Origin of the sequence: Kangiella sp. HZ709, from assembly GCF_009674675.1 — a bacterium.
In the GTDB taxonomy this organism is placed as follows: Bacteria; Pseudomonadota; Gammaproteobacteria; order Enterobacterales; family Kangiellaceae; genus Kangiella.
Map to the genome: position 1 here is coordinate 885114 of NZ_WKJC01000001.1, position 17884 is coordinate 902997.

The window sequence follows — 17884 nt, forward strand, 5'->3', positions numbered from 1 at the left end:
AACTAATTAAAGCAAAGCAATTTCAATTGGCGGTATTATCCGTTGTATATAACAAAGTCAGATATCAAGAGAGGGACATAAAATATAGAAATGTCCATAAAAAGTTACGAATTTAGGACTAAAAGTATCGATTTATGTAAGTCATATTTGACTTTGATAAAAGATATAACTATTCTCGGCTGGAATTTAAAACAAGTACCGATTAGAGGAATTCATATGACTAAATTCTATAAATTATTTTTTATAGTTGCCGTTTTTTTATTAAGTGTTAATGCTAAAGCTAGCTTTTTTGATAATCCGCCACCTTTTTACCAGTTTCAACAATGCACTCATAATGGAATTGCATATAAGGTTGTGGCGTTTGGTGCAAAGTGCCCTTCTTTTAGCCACTCAAACCCTGCAATTCGAACAGTTATTGATGACCCAGAAGGGTTGATTAATCAACATCACGACCAAGATCATGTTATGGGAGTCTCAATAAATAAGGATGAAGACATTCATGATCCTAGTTGTGCACTAGGAAAAGAACCTATTGAAACTGTTTAGTTCGATACTTGTTACAACAGCCATACCAAATTTTGTAAAACAGGTATGGCTGTTTTTTATTGTTCTATTTACCTTCCCTTTCAGCGCTCAATCCAAACAGTTCAGTAACTTTTCGGTTAATGAAGGCCTGCCAGATAGACTAGTAAGAACCATCGCTCAAGACGAACTAGGCTTTATCTGGATTGGAACGCCTCAAGGCTTAGTAAGATTTGATGGTTATAACTTTAAATACTTTAAAACATCTAACAATGACCCTTATATACAATCAATACATAAAGATAACTTTAGTAATTTTTATCTGGGCCATAGAGCAAAGGGGCTGTCATTAAAAGAAAAAGCACTTTTCCGCTCTAGTTCGATAATTCACAATAACCTCAGTGTTTACAACATAACAAGTAACAAAACAAACTTATTCTTATCTACGACCGAAGGACTGTTTATCTACCCTTATACAGATGGTCAAGTTAACCTCGAAAAAAACACAACATTATTAGAAAAGAACGAAGCTGTAATAACCGCTTTAGAGTCAAATGATTTTTTATTGGTGGGAAAAAGAAAAGGATTAAGTATTTATAAGAAAGCTCCCAATCAACAATATCGATTAGCGAAAACAAAATTTAAAAGCCACAAGATTAACGCCATTGAAAGATTCGAAGATAAAATTTACGTCGGAACAAATAAAGGCCTTTATTTATTAAAAAAAGGCCTTGGAGTTGACTCACCAGAACAACCCATCATTAGAGAAACTGTGTCTAGATTAACAGTTATCCATGATGAATTATGGGTGGCTACTCAATTAAATGGGGTATATAAGCTAAAAAACACTTCACTTTCTCATATGTCACATAAGCCATTCGTTAAAAATTCGCTACCAGATAATACGATCAATACGAGTTTCCTAGATTATTCTAATAACATTTGGTTAGGCACTTTCGAAAAAGGAGTGATAGCGACTAATAATCAAAAGCTTGCGTTTAATAATATCGAATATGAGCAAAGCTGTATTTCCCAAAGAGTCATCAAAGCTTTTTTAAAAATTGATAACAGTTTATTAGTTGGTACTGATTCAGGTTCTTATTTACTAACAAAAGCTAGCTGCACACCTATCCAGAATATCGAGAAACCAAGTGAGAAACTTGCCATTTACTCATTCAGTGAACAATCTGACTCTGTAATATTGATGGGAACAAATTTGGGGTTAGCAAAAATAAATCTTGAAGAAACACCATCTTATTCATTACTAAACACACATAGAAAGCCCAATTACTTTATTTTTCCTTTTGAGAAAAACAACTACCTCGTAGGTAGTTATGATGGCCTATACTCTTATAACTCTGATAATCATCATTTTTCAAAAGTAACTGGTAGCAAAGCTATTGCTAATGCAGCCTTTTATCAAGCTGCAATATATTCAGGCTCAGTAATATTTGCCACATCTAACGGCATAGCTGAGTTAAATTCTGAACAGAAAATATCAAAATTTGCCGTCACCTCTGATATCAAGGAAAAGATTTTTGGGCTTTTAAATCATAGTGATGAACTGTTATTTTTTGGTGAGCTAGGGAAACTATACAAATACACTAAGCATAATAAAAAATTGGAAACCTTCTCATTACCATTAGCGGCTACCAATATTAAAGTTCTTTCTGCCAGCCAAGCTAATAATAAACTATGGCTTGGAACTTCCAATGGTTTATACACATTCACACTCTCTGATAGTACCTTTAAAAGATACACTATTGATGACGGTCTCATTGATAATAGCCTTGTACTAGCTAGTTCCTACCAAAGCCCTGATGGAAAACTTTATTTCGGTGGCCGTAATGGCTTTAATGCCTTCTATCCTGAGGATATCAAAGATAACTTGGTGCCACCGAAGGTGGCTTTAACCAAACTGACTCGCTTTAATGAAGAAGTCGTTGTTGGTGAAGATTACGAGGGCTTTTCGATTGAATCGCCCATTGAGTATTTGGATGAGCTGGAGATAGCCCATCGTGATTACGTGATGGGCTTTGAGTTTGCTGGCTTACACTTTGCCGACCCTATGCGCAATCAGTATCAATACAAACTCGAAGGCTTCCATGAAGACTGGGTGTCCACCGATGCCAAGAATAGAACGGCGACCTTTACCAATCTTTCTCCTGGCGATTACACCTTTAGAGTCCGCGCCGCCAATAAGGATGGTATCTGGTCATTAGAAGAAGACAACGTCGCTTTGAAGATTAAAGTCCACCCTGCTCCGTGGCTATCTTGGTGGGCTTTTACTTTGTATGGCTTAATAGTTTTAGGCTCCATTCTTTGGTTTATCCGCTATCGCACTCAAGCAGCCATTGCCCGCTCTCGGGAGTTAGAGCTTGAAGTCGCTTCACGCACCAAAGAGATAGCCACCCAGAAGAATGTGATTGAGTCACTGCTGGAGCGTAAGAATGAGCTGTTTGCGAATATCTCCCACGAGTTCAGAACGCCATTGACTCTAATCTTAGGACCACTGGAGAAAGAGCTCAAAGCCTTGGATTCCCCGAAGAATCCTAAACACCTGCAAATGATTCAACGTAATGCCACTCGATTGTTAGGCATGGTGGAGCAAATCTTAAAGCTGACTGAGCTGAAAAAAGAAGACACGGTCAATAAGGTGCCGCATGCGGTGAATCCTGCCCTTGAAGCCATTGTGGAATCCTTTGCCTCATTAGCGGAGTCCAAGCAGATAGCGTTATCGCTAAGCTTGGATACAGACGCTAACGTCATGGCCGCTAACGATGCCTTAGAGGTAATGGTGGGTAATCTCGTCTCTAACGCCATTAAGTACACCCCAGAAGGTGGGCAAGTCTTTGTTCAATCCAAGCTATTGGATAATACTATCCAAATACAAGTCACCGATACGGGTGTGGGCATGACCAAAGCCCAGCAAGACGAGGTGTTTGAGCGCTTTGTTCGTTTGGATAAAACCAGTGACATTGCCGGAACCGGCATTGGCCTTTCCATCGTCAAAGAGCTTATCCTTGCTCATGACGGACAAGTGCAGGTCGAGTCAGTCGATGGTCAAGGCTCAACCTTTACCATAACCTTGCCGACAACCGAGCAGGCAGCGCTCTCCGATACGCATTCGATTAAGTCCATTGAGCATTTAACCCAAGGCGACACTGCTGCTTCTGAGGTAACTCAAACTAGCGAAGAGAGTCTAACCGATACTCAACAAGAGCTGGTCCTTATCATTGATGATAATCCTGACATGAGGGATTACATCCAAGAAGTCTTAAGTTCAAACTATCATTGCATCACCGCCGATAGAGGCGAAGCTGGGATTGAGCTTGCCAAAGCACAAGTTCCTGACCTGATTATCTGTGACATTATGATGCCGGGTATTGATGGCTATGAAGTGGCTAAGCGATTACGAGACGATATCATCACCTCACACATACCACTGGTACTCCTCACCGCTAAAGGCGACAAAGAATCCCGTATTCAAGGCTGGAATGAAAACATCGATGACTACATGACCAAGCCTTTTGATGAGGAGGAGTTAAGAGCACGTGTCGGCAACATTATCGACATCCGAAATATCTTAAGCCGTAAAGCAGGACAAGAAGTTACATCGACTGAAAGCAAGCTTGATAAAGCAAGTCAGCCAGAAACACAAAAACCACCTGCTAAAACACTTAACAAAAAAGAGCAGGCCTTTGTCGATAAGCTCATGACTGTCATTGAAGACAACTACCAAAATCCCGAGCTAAAGCGACAAGATATAGCTTCTTTAATGGCCATCAGTGAGCGGCAATTGCAGCGTAAACTTAAGTCGCTTATTGATCAGAGCTCAATTGAAATTTTAAGAGAGTTGAGACTTGAAAAAGCTGCAGCTAAATTACAAGATGGCCTTCAAGTAAATTTGGTTGCGGATTCATGTGGCTTTGGCTCTCCATCTCATTTTATCTATAGTTTTAAAGCAAAATTTGGCAAGACCCCCAAGCAGTTTCAAACGCAACATTGAAATAAAAAACTTCTACAGTTAGTCGATAAAAAAAGCCTCATCGTGTTAGATGAGGCTTCTACTTTTAGACTAGAACTAAAGTAAGGTTTACTTTTTTATTTCTTCCTTCTGAGCTTTGATAAAGTCGTCAATCTGCTCCTCTAGGACAGATAAAGGCACTGAGCCTTGGCCTAATACAGCATCATGAAATTTACGAATGTCGAAGTTGCCTGCTAATGCCTTTTCAGCTTTTGCTCTTAATTCACGGATTTTAATTTCGCCCAATTTGTAAGATAAAGCCTGACCCGGCCAGGAAATATAACGATCAATTTCTGTTCTAACATTGTGCTTTGAAAGGGCTGTGTTTTCCTCCATCAATTTAATGGCTTCATCACGACTCATGCCCATCGCATGCATTCCTGTGTCCACGACTAAACGCATTGCTCGCCACATTTCATAAGTCAGGCGACCAAAATTTGAATAGGGATCTTGGTAAAAACCAGCCTCTAAGCCTAAACGTTCAGAATACAAACCCCAACCTTCACCAAAAGCAGAAATGTAGGTGTTTTGGCGAAAACTAGGCAACTCTGTTAATTCTTTTGATAAAGCAATTTGTAAGTGATGCCCAGGAACCGCTTCATGAAGGGATAGCGCCTCTAAATTATACAATGGGCGCGTTTTCAAATCATAGGTATTAACCCAGTACTCACCAGCTCGGTCACTATCAAGTGGAGCACCAGAATAACGACCAGTGGTATATTTGGGCGCAATTTCAGGTGCCACTGGCACAACCCCGTATGGTTGCCTTGGTAACTTTCCAAAAAACTTTGGCAGCTTGTGATCCATTTTTTTAGAAATATAGGCAGCTTCTTTTAACAACTCTTCAGGAGTTTTGGCATAAAACTGCGGATCAGTACGTAAGAAAGCTAGAAAGTCCGAGAAACTTCCTTCAAAGCCGGTATCAGCAATTACCTGCTCCATCTCAGCCCGAATTCGTTTAACTTCTTTCCGACCTATTTCATGAATTTCCTCTGGTGTTAAATCCAGAGTAGTATAACGCTTTATTTGCGCTAAATAGAATGCTTTGCCATCTGGGTAATCAGTTGCAGCAATAGTCTTTTTAGCACTTGGGTAATACTCTGTTTCAAAGAATTTCTTGTAGTCTTTAAATTCTTTAATAACTTTGTTGTTAATAACCATCTTGGCTTTACTAGACAATTTTTCAGCATCTTTTTTACTAATAGAGTCCGGGAAAGTTTTAAACGGTTGATACCAAACACTTTTTACTGGGTCTTCTTGAATATAGGCACTAATGCTATCGGTATAGCCTTCTAGGACTGCCTGCGGAACAGTGAAATTTCGAACTATACCCGCTTTCATATTATCAATATTTTGTTTAAAGAAATTTGGCGTTTGCTCAAGTAGAGTTAAATAATTTTGATAATCATCTAAATTCTTAAAAGGTAATTGAGTAGCGATAGATGCAGATTGAGCATGGAAACCATACTCAGCTGTTAGTGGCATTTCATAGGTTTTATAAGAAATATCTGAAATACCTATTTCAAGGTTTCTCATCATCATTTGATAACTGACTTTATCGGTTTTTGATAAATCAGTAGGCTCAATGTTAGCAAGTTGATTTTTGAAACTGGTAAGTTGATTGAGCTGAGCGCTATAAGCTTTTGGTCCTAAATCTGCAATTTTTCCTTTAGCACTTTCATCCCCTCGATTTGCAGCCGCAATTGGATTAAGCGACAATTGATAAGCCGAAACTTCATCGAAAAGTTTGTGCAAGGCTTCGCTCTTAGAAACTTCTTTTGCAGTAAGGCTGTAGATCATTGTCAGTGCTGACAAAGCTATAAGGGTTTGTTTAATGCGCATAGTGGTGTCCGAATGATTTGCATGCCTTTTTATAACAGGAATGCGTATTTGACGAAAGATGTTAATTGTAATTCAGGGAAACGCTTCGTCTAAACTAACTCCCTAAACTCTCCATCTAAACTCTAGTGGCATTACTAAGGTTTTGTTAAACTAGCGCCAACTCACTATTTATCTGCTAACTTTATGAGTAATACTCCGGTCACCACCCCTGCCCCACTTGGCAAAAAGCTAGGCGCATGGCTTTATGATGCTTTAATATCGGTAGCTATTTATTTTTTGTGGGTGACCTTTACATCACCGCTAATACGCTGGATTATTGGCGGAAATAAAGACTGGCTAGCTGATACCAGCTGGAAAGATACCACTATTTATCAGTACTACATGATAACGCCTTGGTTATTTGTGCTGCTTTATTTTGTCTATAACCACGTTAAGTCGGGGCAAACCGTTGGGATGAGTGCTTGGAAACTACGTTTAGTAAAACTCGATGGAACTCGCGTAACTTGGCTGCAAGCGACCGCAAGATCGATACTTTCAATATTAGGTGCAGGAATGATTTCCAGTGTTTTTAATGCACAAAAACGTGGCTGGCACGATCTAATGACTAGAACACGAGTAGTGCTAATGCCGGATCCAAAACCTGACCCAAAAAAAGATGCTTAGCGATTTGTTACTAGCCAGCTTTCCTTAAAAGATACCAAGCCAGCCCAGCAAATAATAATGGCGGTAACAAAGCTCCGAAGAATGAAGGCAATCCGAAAACCAGGCTAACTGGACCAAAAGCTCTGACCACGAAGAAGTAAATTAATCCTGTCACTACACCAACTAAAACTCTAGCCCCCATAGAGACACTTCGCATGGGTCCAAAGATAAACGAAGCTGCCAATAAGATCATGACCGCAGTGCTTAAAGGTTGGAATATTTTTCGCCAAAAGGCTAAATCATAACTGGTGGAATCTTGACCATTTGATTCAAGGTAGTTTGAGTATTCGTATAAGCTATAGGCATTAAAGTTTTCAGGCTTTAATTTCAGAACTGAAATATGCTCCAAAGAAATCTCAGTATCCCAAATTTTCTTATCGAAAGGCTGGCTAGTAATTTGCTCTTTAGAAACAAAAGACTCTTTACCGTCAAAAAGCTCCCATGCGCCTTCAACCAAATTAGCGGACTTAGCTTCGGTAATTTGAGAAATAGCTTGCTCGCCATTAAGAGTATAAATATTAATCCCTTTAAGTTGTTGCTCACCAATAATTTCTTCCAGATGAATCATTTGATTAGCATCTTTTAGCCAAATTCCTTTACCCGATTTAATAAAGGAATCACCATGGATAGCCCGATTCCTTAGACTCTCCGCTGCTTGGGAGGACTTCGGCGCCACATACTCACCAATAAAAATAGCTATCGCGATTAATATCAAACCGTAACTTAAAGCCGCACCAACAATTTGCCCAGTAGTTTTACCTACAGCTCGCATCACCGTTAATTCCGACTTGGAAGCCAATAGACCAAGGCCTGCAATGGAGCCAATTAAAACCGCCATTGGAAAGAAGTCATAAATATATTGTGGCGCCAACATTAAGGAATAAACCAGCCCGTCGGTAAAGTCATAATTGCCTTTACCTAAATCATTCATCTCGTCGATTAAAGTAAATAAAATACGAATAGCGGCAAGCGCAAACAAAGTCATCAACGAGGTTAATAAAATGGTTTTGCCTATATAAAAGCGAAGGATATTCATGAGGCCACCTCGCTTTTCTTTTTGGATTTATTGTCATGAGTATTGGCGCGGCTATGCAAATACAAAAGTCTCACCGCCAACAAAGCCATCGTTAGGTAAATAGGTATATAACCAACCCAACCAGGAATTTGGCCATCTTCAATCCACCGCCTAAAGACTACGATTGCAATGATGTAGCCAATATAAACAAATATAGCCGGTAATATTTTGGCAAACTTACCCTCTCTTGGCCGCACTCGACTTAGAGGGATCGCCAATAACAATAAAAATGGAACTGACATCGGAACGGCCAGCCGCCAATTAAGTTCAGCTAAGCTTAAAGCATCTTGGTCTTGCCAAAGTTCAATGGTTGGCTTTGCGGTAATTTTACGTCTAGAAGTAATACTTTGCTCGGCATCAAGTCGAGCATAGTAATGTTCAAACTTGGTGATTTTTCTAACTTGCTTATTTTCATCTAACTGGTAAACGTAGCCATCATTCAACTGCAAAAAGTTTTTATCTTGCTCTTCATCATAAAAGCGTTCAGCACTTTTTGCTGAAACTAACCGACTTTCGCCCTGTTCATCCTCTGGCAATTCAGCTAAGAAGAAATTACCTAATGCACTTTGTGAGTCTTCACTAGCTTCATCTACATAGACAACGCCCTTAGCTTTTTGGAAAGTTTGAAACTGGCCTGGGGATAACATACTCAGCTCTAACTTACTGGCCTGCTCATCTCTTAACTCATAGGTGGTTTCACTCGCCCAAGGAGCAACCCATAAGGTCACAATTCCGCCAATTATCGAAACGATAAAAGCAATCGGTAACAACATTTTTATCAGGCGATACTCGCTAACCCCTGAGGAGCGCAAAACCGCCATTTCGCTGTCCACATATAAACGACTGAAAGCGAGCAAGCAGCCAAGGAAGAAAGCCAGAGGCAATAAGAACCCAATTAAGACCGGCGAGAATAGCCCCACCATTTGCCAAACCATAGTGCCTGAAATATCGCCATTAGCTGCTTGGCCCAAATGTTTGACAATTCTTTGGCTGATAAAAATCGCAAACAAAACCCCCAGGATAGCGGTTGTGCTGGTAAAAACTTCACGATTTAAGTAACGACTGATAATCAAATTTGGGCCTAGAAACTTCTACTTTTTATCTAATTGAATTGGACAATAGAGGCTGGATTAAATCCCAATATCGGTTAAACTAATCCAACTTTTTCAACATTATAACGAAAAATCAATAATTTGCAGGTGTAGTATGGAATTCTTTGTTAAAAGCGGTAGTTCAGATAAGCAAAAGGCAGGTTGTTTAATTTTAGGGATTTTCGATTCAAGAAAATTAAGCCCGCAAGCACAGCTAGTCGATGAGCTCACTGACGGTTATTTAAGCGGCATTTTGCGTAGTGGTGATATGGAAGGCAAACTAGGTCAAACCTTATTATTGCACTCAATTCCAAATTCAAATTGTGACCGTATTTTATTAGTGGGTTGTGGTAAAGAGCGCGAGTTTAATGTTGCGAATTACCAAAAAGTTTCAAAGAAAATCATCAAAATACTACACGAAACAGGAACCACTGATGCCTTAAACTGTTTAACTATGTTAAATGTTAAAGGCCAAGACTTATATTGGAAGATCCGCTTTGCGATTGAAGCTGCGAATGATGCTTTATACAGTTTTGATCAATTGAAAAGTAAGAAGTCAGAAACTCGTAAGCCGCTACGTAAAGTAACCTACTTAATCGACTCTCGTGCAGATTTGCCGCAATCAGAATTGGCGATTAATCACGCAGAAGCGATTTCTAAAGGTCAAAGCTTCACCAAAGATTTAGCCAATTTACCTGGTAATATCTGCCATCCAAGTTACCTAGCAGAGCAAGCTACTAAATTAGCCGAAGACTACGCTGCAATGAGCGTCGATGTTTTAGATGAATCTGAATTAAAAGAAATGGGCGCTGGCGCTTTTGTTTCTGTTTCCCAAGGTTCTGCTCAACCCGGCAAAATGATCGCCATGGAGTATATGGGCGGAGAAAAAGATGCCAAGCCGCTAGTGTTTGTTGGTAAAGGTATTACCTTTGATACCGGCGGTATTTCGTTGAAGCCTGGTGCTGGCATGGATGAAATGAAATACGATATGGGTGGCGCAGCTTCAGTATTCGGCTTGATGAAATCCATCGCTGAAATGGACCTGCCAATCAATGTTATCGGTTTTGTGGCTGCGGCTGAAAATATGCCTGCCAGTAACGCTTCTCGTCCGGGCGACATCGTTACCACTCTTTCTGGACAAACGGTTGAGATTTTAAATACTGATGCCGAAGGTCGTTTGGTACTTTGTGACGCCTTAACTTACATTGAAAAATATGACCCAGAAATCGTTATAGATATCGCAACACTCACAGGCGCAGTGATTATTGCTTTAGGTCACCATGCAACTGGCTTAATGAGCAATAACAATCCTTTAGCGCATGAAATTGAAAATGCTAGCGACATGACTCAAGATAGAGTTTGGCGCTTACCCATTTGGGACGATTACCATAGCCAATTAAAGTCTAATTTTGCTGACTTTAGCAATTTAGGCGGACGCCCTGCTGGCTCTATTACAGCTGGTTGCTTCTTAGCTAAATTCACTAAAAAGTACCGTTGGGCGCATCTTGATATTGCGGGTACTGCATGGCGTAGTGGCGCACAAAAAGGCGCCACAGGTCGACCGGTCCCATTATTAAGCCAGATCGTGCTTAACCGCGTAAGTAAGGCTTCTTAAACTGCATGACACAGGTTGAATTTCACATATGTGAACAAGTCACTGGCGATAAGGCCTATCTAGAATTGATAGGCCAACAAGTTCAACAGCTTTATCGCCAGTCACGCAAGATCTATATTCACGCAGCTTCTGAAGAGCAAGCTAAAGAGCTTGATGAGTGGTTATGGACGCAAGGTTTAGAAGATTTTATCCCACACAATCTTGTTGGCGAAGGGCCTAATAAGCCACCACCAGTGCAAATTGGTTTTCAACAACCTCCAGAAAATCAGCATGACTGTTTAATCAATCTCAGCAATGAAGTGCAAAAGTTTTTTAGTTACTTCTTACAGTGTTTTGAAATTGTACCGAACCAAGACGATGCTAAAGAAAGTGCTCGCGAACGCTATAAATTTTATCGCAGTCATGGCTATCCTTTGAAACATCATAAGCATTAAGTCGTCTAAGGCCAACTTAACGCAATTACTACTAAGAATAAAAATGAGCCCTAAATTTACCAGAAATGCTATTAGTAATATAAAAAGCACAGGAACCTTTTTCCCAAGCTCTCGCTTTTTAGCCAACAAAATCAGTCGCCTAATTCCAGATAACGTAACTAATGTGGTTGAATTAGGCGCTGGTAATGGTGCGGTAACCAAAAGTTTACTCGCCCATATGTCTGCTGATGCAAGCTTAGATTGCTATGAAATCAATGCCGAATTTATTAAGCTGCTAAAAAATAACGTGTCTGACGAACGCTTGACCATTCTTGAGCGTTCAGCGTTGGAAATCGCCAATGACTTTGGTAATGACGCGATTGACGTCGTAGTTTCTTGTTTACCTTTAGCCTTATTTAACGACTCAATGAAAGAAGAGTTAATGGCTGAGATCCATAAATCCTTGAAGCCTGGAGGTCTATTTATCCAGTATCAATATTCACTAAAAGACCGTAAATTCATCAATAAGTATTTTGCCAAGAACACTCTAAAATTCGTTTTGCGTAACGCGCCACCGGCATTTATTTACCTTTGTGAAAAATAGTTTAGGTTTGAACCACTTCAAACCTAGATAAATCCCCTGCAAACGCTATAATTCAAGGTTTTACGCAAAACTGCAGCATAACATTCAGGCCAGTATAACCATGGATAAAGCATACGATCCCAAAGCCATAGAGCAAACCATATATCAGCAGTGGGAAGATAAGAACTACTTTGCGTCGAACCCGACTAATGAAGCCGGCCAAGATAGTTACAGCATTATGATCCCGCCACCCAACGTCACGGGCAGTTTGCATATGGGACATGCGTTCCAACATACCATCATGGACGCCTTGACTCGCTATCACCGTATGAAGGGTGATAATACGTTGTGGCAGCCAGGTACTGATCATGCAGGTATCGCAACCCAGATGGTAGTTGAACGTTTGCTTGGCGCGGAAGGCATCAGTCGCCATGACTTAGGACGCGAGAAGTTCATCGACAAAGTTTGGGCATGGAAAGACCAATCGGGTGGAACCATTACTAGCCAAATGCGTCGCTTAGGCGACTCATGTGATTGGCAACGCGAAGCCTTTACTATGGATGAAGAGCTTTCTGCTGCTGTGTTAGAAGTCTTCGTTCAACTGCATGAAGAAGGTTTAATCTATCGCGGGCAACGTTTAGTTAACTGGGATCCTAAACTCTTAACTGCGGTTTCTGATCTCGAAGTAGAGTCAGAAGAAGAGGATGGCCACTTATGGCATCTACGTTACCCGCTTGCTGATGGCTCTGGTTATCTAGTAGTAGCGACAACGCGCCCAGAAACTATGCTGGGTGACTCGGCAGTAGCAGTACATCCAGAAGATGAGCGTTATGCGCATTTAGTGGGTAAGACCATTAAGCTGCCCTTAGCCGATCGTGAAATCCCCATTATTGCTGATGACTATGTTGATAAAGATTTTGGAACCGGTTGCGTAAAAATAACGCCTGCACACGATTTCAATGATTATGAGATGGGTAAGCGTCATGATTTACCCTTAATAAACATTCTTACCGAAACCGCGCATATCAATAACAATGCTCCAGAAGCGTTTCAAGGGTTAGAACGTTTCGAAGCGCGTAAAAAAGTAATCGCTGATTTCGAAGCTCTTGGCTTACTAGAAAAAATTGACCCGCATAAATTAAAAGTTCCCAGAGGCGACCGCTCTGGCGTGGTCATCGAGCCATACCTGACCGATCAATGGTATGTAAAAATTGCACCTTTAGCAGAACCTGCTTTGAAAGCGGTTAAAGATGGCGATATTAAATTTGTCCCAGAAAACTGGGCTAATACTTACTACCATTGGATGGAAAACATTCAAGACTGGTGTATTTCACGTCAGCTTTGGTGGGGGCATCAAATTCCAGCTTGGTACGACAACAATGGCGAAGTGTATGTTGGCCGCTCTGAAGAAGAAGTACGCCAAAAATATGACTTAGCTGGTATCGAATTAAAGCGGGATCAAGATGTACTTGATACCTGGTTCTCCTCAGCGCTTTGGCCATTTGCTACTTTAGGTTGGCCGGAGAAGAAGCCTGAATTAGAAACTTTTTTACCGACTAATGTTTTGGTTACTGGTTTCGATATTATTTTCTTCTGGGTAGCCCGTATGATCATGATGGGCTTGAAGTTTACAGGTAAAGTTCCTTTCAAAGAAATTTACATCACTGGCCTTATTAAAGATGAGCAAGGCCAAAAGATGTCTAAATCTAAAGGTAATGTGCTTGACCCAATCGACTTAATAGATGGCATTGGTTTAGATGATTTAGTAGCAAAGCGTACCCATGGTATGCAGCAAGACAGAGAATCAGACAAAGCTAAAATCACTAAACGCACGCGCAAGCAATTCCCAGATGGTATTGAATCGTACGGTACTGATGCTATGCGCTTTACTTTCTGCGCCATGGCATCGACCTCTCGCGATATTAATTTCGATTTAAATCGCGTCGAAGGATATCGTAATTTCTGTAATAAGATTTGGAATGCCACTCGCTATGTCTTGATGAATACTGCAGATCAAGATACCGGTCTTGGCGATGACGAGAAAGTTTTAAGTGTTGCCGATCGTTGGATCATCAGTAAACTACAAAGCACTATTTCAGAATATGAAACAGCTATTGAGCAATACCGTTTTGATCTAGCCGCTAATGCTCTTTACGAATTTACATGGAATACTTATTGTGACTGGTATCTAGAATTATCCAAGCCGATTTTATATGGCGATAATTACAGCGATGCAGAAAAACGCGGTACTCGACATACCTTGGTAACTATTCTAGAAGAATTACTACGTTTGCTACATCCTTTCATGCCGTTTATCACTGAAGAGATTTGGCAAAAAGTGGCTCCACTTGCTGGAGTTCAAGGCGAGAGCATCATGTTCCAAGCATTTCCAGAAGCGAATTCAAGCTTACAAGATGCCAAAGCAGATCAAGATATCGACTGGCTAAAAACCATTATCGTCGGCATCCGCAATATTCGCGGTGAAATGAATATAGCTCCTGGCAAGCCATTAAATGCCCTGTTTAAAAATGGTTCAGAGCAAGATCAGCAACGGTTAAATAACTACTCAAATTTCTTAAGTAAGCTAGCCAAGTTAGAAACGACTCAATGGCTAAATGAAGGTGACTCAGCTCCAATGTCCGCAACGGCATTGGCTGGCAATATGGAAATTTTAATCCCAATGGCCGGTTTAATCGATGTAGAGCAGGAAATGTTGAGGTTGGCGAAAGAGTCTGAAAAACTCAATAAAGAACAAGCTAGGATTTCTGGGAAGTTATCAAACGCTAACTTTACTGACAAAGCACCTGCAGCTGTTGTAGAAAAAGAGAAAGCAAAACTAGAAGATATTGAAACTGCCTTGACTAAAGTCAAAGAGCAAATTGAAAGCTTAAAAGAGTTATAATTTACGAGACTTATTATGAAGCTTAGCTTTCTTTTTGCCTTATTAATTTCCTTAGCATCTTGTCAAGCTGCTAAGGATAAGTCTTTTGAAAAAGGACCTGAAAAGAAACTAGCGCATCATGGCATTATTAAGGGCAACAAAGGGCAGATTGTTGAGATCTGCCCTGAGTTAACTAAAGGGCAATCCATTAGCTTTACCTTCAATAGTAACTTGCCAGTTACGTTTAACTTTCATTACCATCTCGATAATGAAACTGTTTATCCAGTTACCGAACGCAACCTCTCAGAGTTCAATTACCGATACAAAGCTGAACAAGATAACGTTTATTGCTTTATGTGGGAGTCCCTATTGGACAATACCAAAACAAAATACCAGTACAGCCTGATCAATTAACTATTCGCAACATCAGTTAAATACAAAATTCTTCAGCAGGCTCTCGCAAGTTGTAACGATTACTCATAACGTGGCCATAAGCGCCCACCTTATCGATCAAAACAATATCCCCCTCTTCCGTTGTAGGAAATGGAATTTCTATTCCGAGTTTATCTGTGCTTTCACAAATTGGGCCGACGATAGTAGCTAATTTATCTTTCTCCGAATTCATTCGCGTAAGATTTTCTATCGGATGATATGAGCCATATAGAGCAGGCCTCATAAGCGAATTCATACCCGTATTAATACCCACATAATAATAGTTTTGCTTTTGTTTAACTTGCGTTACTTTGGATATCAAAACCCCAGCATCCGCAACTAGATACCTTCCTGGTTCTATCCAAAAAGTAAGATCTGGATAATCAGACTTAACCTCATTCAAAGCCAAATTCACCTCGATAAAGTTAAGCGATTCTTGTTCCGATTTTTCTTTGATACCAAAGCCACCACCTAAATTAAGATATTTTACTGTTGGTAATTCTGTGGCTAGTCCTGCCAATAATCGCGCATGTTCCGCCCAATGCTTCGGCGTTAAAATACCACTACCCGCATGGGCATGCAGGCCTACAATAGAAATATTATGCTCTTTAATTACATCTTTAATCAGATCTAACTCGTAAATGGGGATACCAAATTTAGAAGTAGCTCCAGCAGTCCTAACGTTTTCATGATGTCCTTTTCCTATATTCGGGTCAATTCTAAGAAACACCGACTGTCCTGAAAATATATCAGCCCACTGGGTTAGCGGATAAGTACTGTCTAAGGATAAATTAATACCTAATGATAAAGCTTGTTGATATTCTGCTTTATTAGCAAAGTTTGGAGTGAAAAATACTTTTTTTCTATCTATGTCAGGAAATAAATCTAAGATTAATTGTATTTCATTTAAAGATACCGTTTCAAAACCTAAATCTTGGTGATAAATATTTTCTAATATCTGTTTATTGTTATTCGCTTTTACCGCAAAGAAAACTTGCTCAATAGCTTCCAATGAAGATAGTTGCTCTACTTTTTCGTTTACCGTGTTTTTATGATACACATAGGCCTGATCTGTAGAACTCAAAATTTCCTCTAATCTATCAACTTGTTCTTGCCACCACCTGACTTCTTTTAGTTGAATATTTTGCTTTAATTCTGAAATTGTAGGTCCTAAGATCGAGCTATTAGGGTTATTGCTAATCAATAACTCATGTAAAGAAGCAATCACCTTTTCTGTAAATTCATCATCTATCACAAAGGTAAGATTTAGGTCTGATGCTGCTTGCGATAAAAGGTAGACGGGATAAGTTTCAAAGATGCTTAAGGCCGGTGATATTTTGTGTAGGATTGCTCTAACATTTTGACCTACAATAGATACCGCTGTGCAATTTGTCATTAATTCAACATCAGCAACCTCTTCTAAATCACGCATCAAGCGCGATAGTTCCTTTGTTTTTATCACCTGAGTCAAGCTGTCTAAGGTGACTGTTATGTTGGTTTCAGAAGTAGAAACTAGATCAATCGAAAAGTTGTGCTTTTTGAATATCGCAAAAATATCCGCTAAATAACCCGCTTGTTGCCACATACCCTGGCTTTCCATTGAAATCAAAGTAACTTTTTCTTTAGCGGTCACCGCCTTAACCATGCCTTTAGTCGTTTCAGCAGAGTAAATTTTAGTTCCTTTAATTTCAGGTGCCAAAGTCGAGCGAATATAAATTGGGATTTGAAATTCTTTGGTAGGTTGAATCGCTCTTGGATGCAAAACTTTTGCACCTGCCGAGGCCATTTCCTGAGCTTCAGTATAATCTAGTTGCTTTAATAACCGAGCATTTTGCACTTGATTAGGGTTGGCAGTAAAAATACCTTCAACATCAGTCCAAATTTCTAATCTTTCAGCTGTAATCTTACTGGCAAAGTAAGCTGCTGAAGTATCAGAACCTCCACGACCGGTTAATACGGTTTCCTGTTCTCCATTCGCGGCAATAAAGCCTTGTGTTACAACCAAAGATGATTGATTGATAAAGGAGATTAATTTTTTGTCAGGATCGTAATTACAATTAACCGTTAAATATTGAGAGTCCTCTGAAGTGCTGAGTAGATATCGCCTTGCATCAAGCCAAGTTGCGTTATTATTTAAAGTGCGATTTAAATACTCAGCGCCTATTGTAGTTGACCATAGCTCTCCTTGGGCTAAAACTTCTGCTCTAATTCGATCAGATACTTCGCCCAATAACAAAATACCATCCAACATTTTTTTTAGGTAAGACTGCTGCTCAGTTAACAGCTCCTGAGGTAACTCTAACTCCGAAACTAATTCTTTATGAGCATAAACAACCTCATTAAATAAGCTCAGAGTTTTTTTATCTTCACCATTAATAGCGAACTCTATGATTCGCTCTAAAGTATTAGAAATACCGCTTAAAGCGGAATGAACAATCATTACTCTTTTATTAGCAACTAGTTTTTTTTTGATAATCTTGACGATATTTTGCCAATTCCTTACCGAAGAAACGCTGGTTCCTCCAAACTTTAACACCTGCCACTGTTGTTGATTCATTACTTCACCTTTTACCAGCCATAAAAAAACCCGCCGAAGCGGGTTTTAAATTTAAACTATCTTTTTTACCCGCAATACGATGCCATAGCTTTATGTTTCAAAGCTTTTTTAGCGAACGATTTATTGCAGATGTTTATATTCATG

Annotated in this window: 12 protein-coding genes; 8 read left to right on the forward strand and 4 right to left on the reverse strand. The window is 39.8% G+C overall.

Going from position 1 to position 17884, the window contains the following annotated elements; translation table 11 throughout:
• The first annotated feature begins 216 nt into the window (after positions 1-216).
• Entirely contained in the window at positions 217-546 is a 330-nt protein-coding gene (locus tag GJS41_RS03970) for a hypothetical protein (protein ID WP_154246015.1), read from the forward strand.
• Complete coding sequence (locus GJS41_RS03975; RefSeq protein ID WP_154246016.1) at positions 533-4531, forward strand: ATP-binding protein; 3999 nt, start codon at positions 533-535, stop codon at positions 4529-4531. Before GJS41_RS03970 ends, GJS41_RS03975 begins: the two co-directional genes overlap by 14 nt.
• A gap of 87 nt (positions 4532-4618) precedes the next feature.
• Here the strand turns inward: GJS41_RS03975 and GJS41_RS03980 are convergent, their stop codons facing one another.
• Positions 4619-6391, reverse strand: coding sequence for a DUF885 family protein (locus GJS41_RS03980; protein ID WP_154246017.1), 1773 nt, complete (start codon positions 6389-6391; stop codon positions 4619-4621).
• Between the two features lie 183 nt (positions 6392-6574).
• On the opposite strand from GJS41_RS03980, the gene GJS41_RS03985 reads away from it, so the two are divergent.
• On the forward strand, positions 6575-7054 hold the full coding sequence (locus GJS41_RS03985; RefSeq protein WP_154246018.1) for an RDD family protein: 480 nt from the start codon (positions 6575-6577) through the stop codon (positions 7052-7054).
• A 10-nt stretch (positions 7055-7064) separates the two neighbouring features.
• Here the strand turns inward: GJS41_RS03985 and lptG are convergent, their stop codons facing one another.
• Positions 7065-8129 carry an LPS export ABC transporter permease LptG gene (lptG, locus tag GJS41_RS03990; RefSeq protein ID WP_154246019.1) on the reverse strand — a complete coding sequence of 355 codons (1065 nt, stop codon included), beginning with the start codon at positions 8127-8129 and terminating at the stop codon, positions 7065-7067.
• Positions 8126-9241: an LPS export ABC transporter permease LptF gene (gene lptF / locus GJS41_RS03995; RefSeq protein WP_154246020.1), complete on the reverse strand. Its 1116-nt coding sequence runs from the start codon at positions 9239-9241 to the stop codon at positions 8126-8128. The genes lptG and lptF overlap by 4 nt, the downstream gene beginning before the upstream one ends.
• Positions 9242-9374: 133 nt before the next feature.
• Here lptF and GJS41_RS04000 point away from each other — a divergent pair, with 133 nt between their 5' ends.
• The 5 genes from GJS41_RS04000 (at position 9375) to GJS41_RS04020 (ending at position 15165) form a co-directional block, all read left to right on the forward strand.
• Positions 9375-10874, forward strand: coding sequence for a leucyl aminopeptidase (locus GJS41_RS04000; RefSeq protein WP_154246021.1), 1500 nt, complete (start codon positions 9375-9377; stop codon positions 10872-10874).
• Positions 10875-10879: 5 nt separating this feature from the next.
• Entirely contained in the window at positions 10880-11308 is a 429-nt protein-coding gene (locus tag GJS41_RS04005) for a DNA polymerase III subunit chi (protein ID WP_154246022.1), read from the forward strand.
• Positions 11309-11351: 43 nt separating this feature from the next.
• The gene (locus tag GJS41_RS04010) at positions 11352-11891 is read left to right on the forward strand and encodes a class I SAM-dependent methyltransferase (protein WP_154246023.1); all 540 of its coding nucleotides are present in this window, start codon (positions 11352-11354) and stop codon (positions 11889-11891) included.
• A 100-nt stretch (positions 11892-11991) separates the two neighbouring features.
• A complete protein-coding gene (locus tag GJS41_RS04015) occupies positions 11992-14772 on the forward strand; it encodes a valine--tRNA ligase (protein ID WP_154246024.1) in 2781 nt (926 codons plus the stop codon).
• A gap of 15 nt (positions 14773-14787) precedes the next feature.
• Positions 14788-15165: a hypothetical protein gene (locus GJS41_RS04020; protein WP_154246025.1), complete on the forward strand. Its 378-nt coding sequence runs from the start codon at positions 14788-14790 to the stop codon at positions 15163-15165.
• Between the two features lie 16 nt (positions 15166-15181).
• Here the strand turns inward: GJS41_RS04020 and GJS41_RS04025 are convergent, their stop codons facing one another.
• On the reverse strand, positions 15182-17740 hold the full coding sequence (locus GJS41_RS04025) for a bifunctional aspartate kinase/diaminopimelate decarboxylase (protein WP_154246026.1): 2559 nt from the start codon (positions 17738-17740) through the stop codon (positions 15182-15184).
• Positions 17741-17884: the final 144 nt, after the last annotated feature.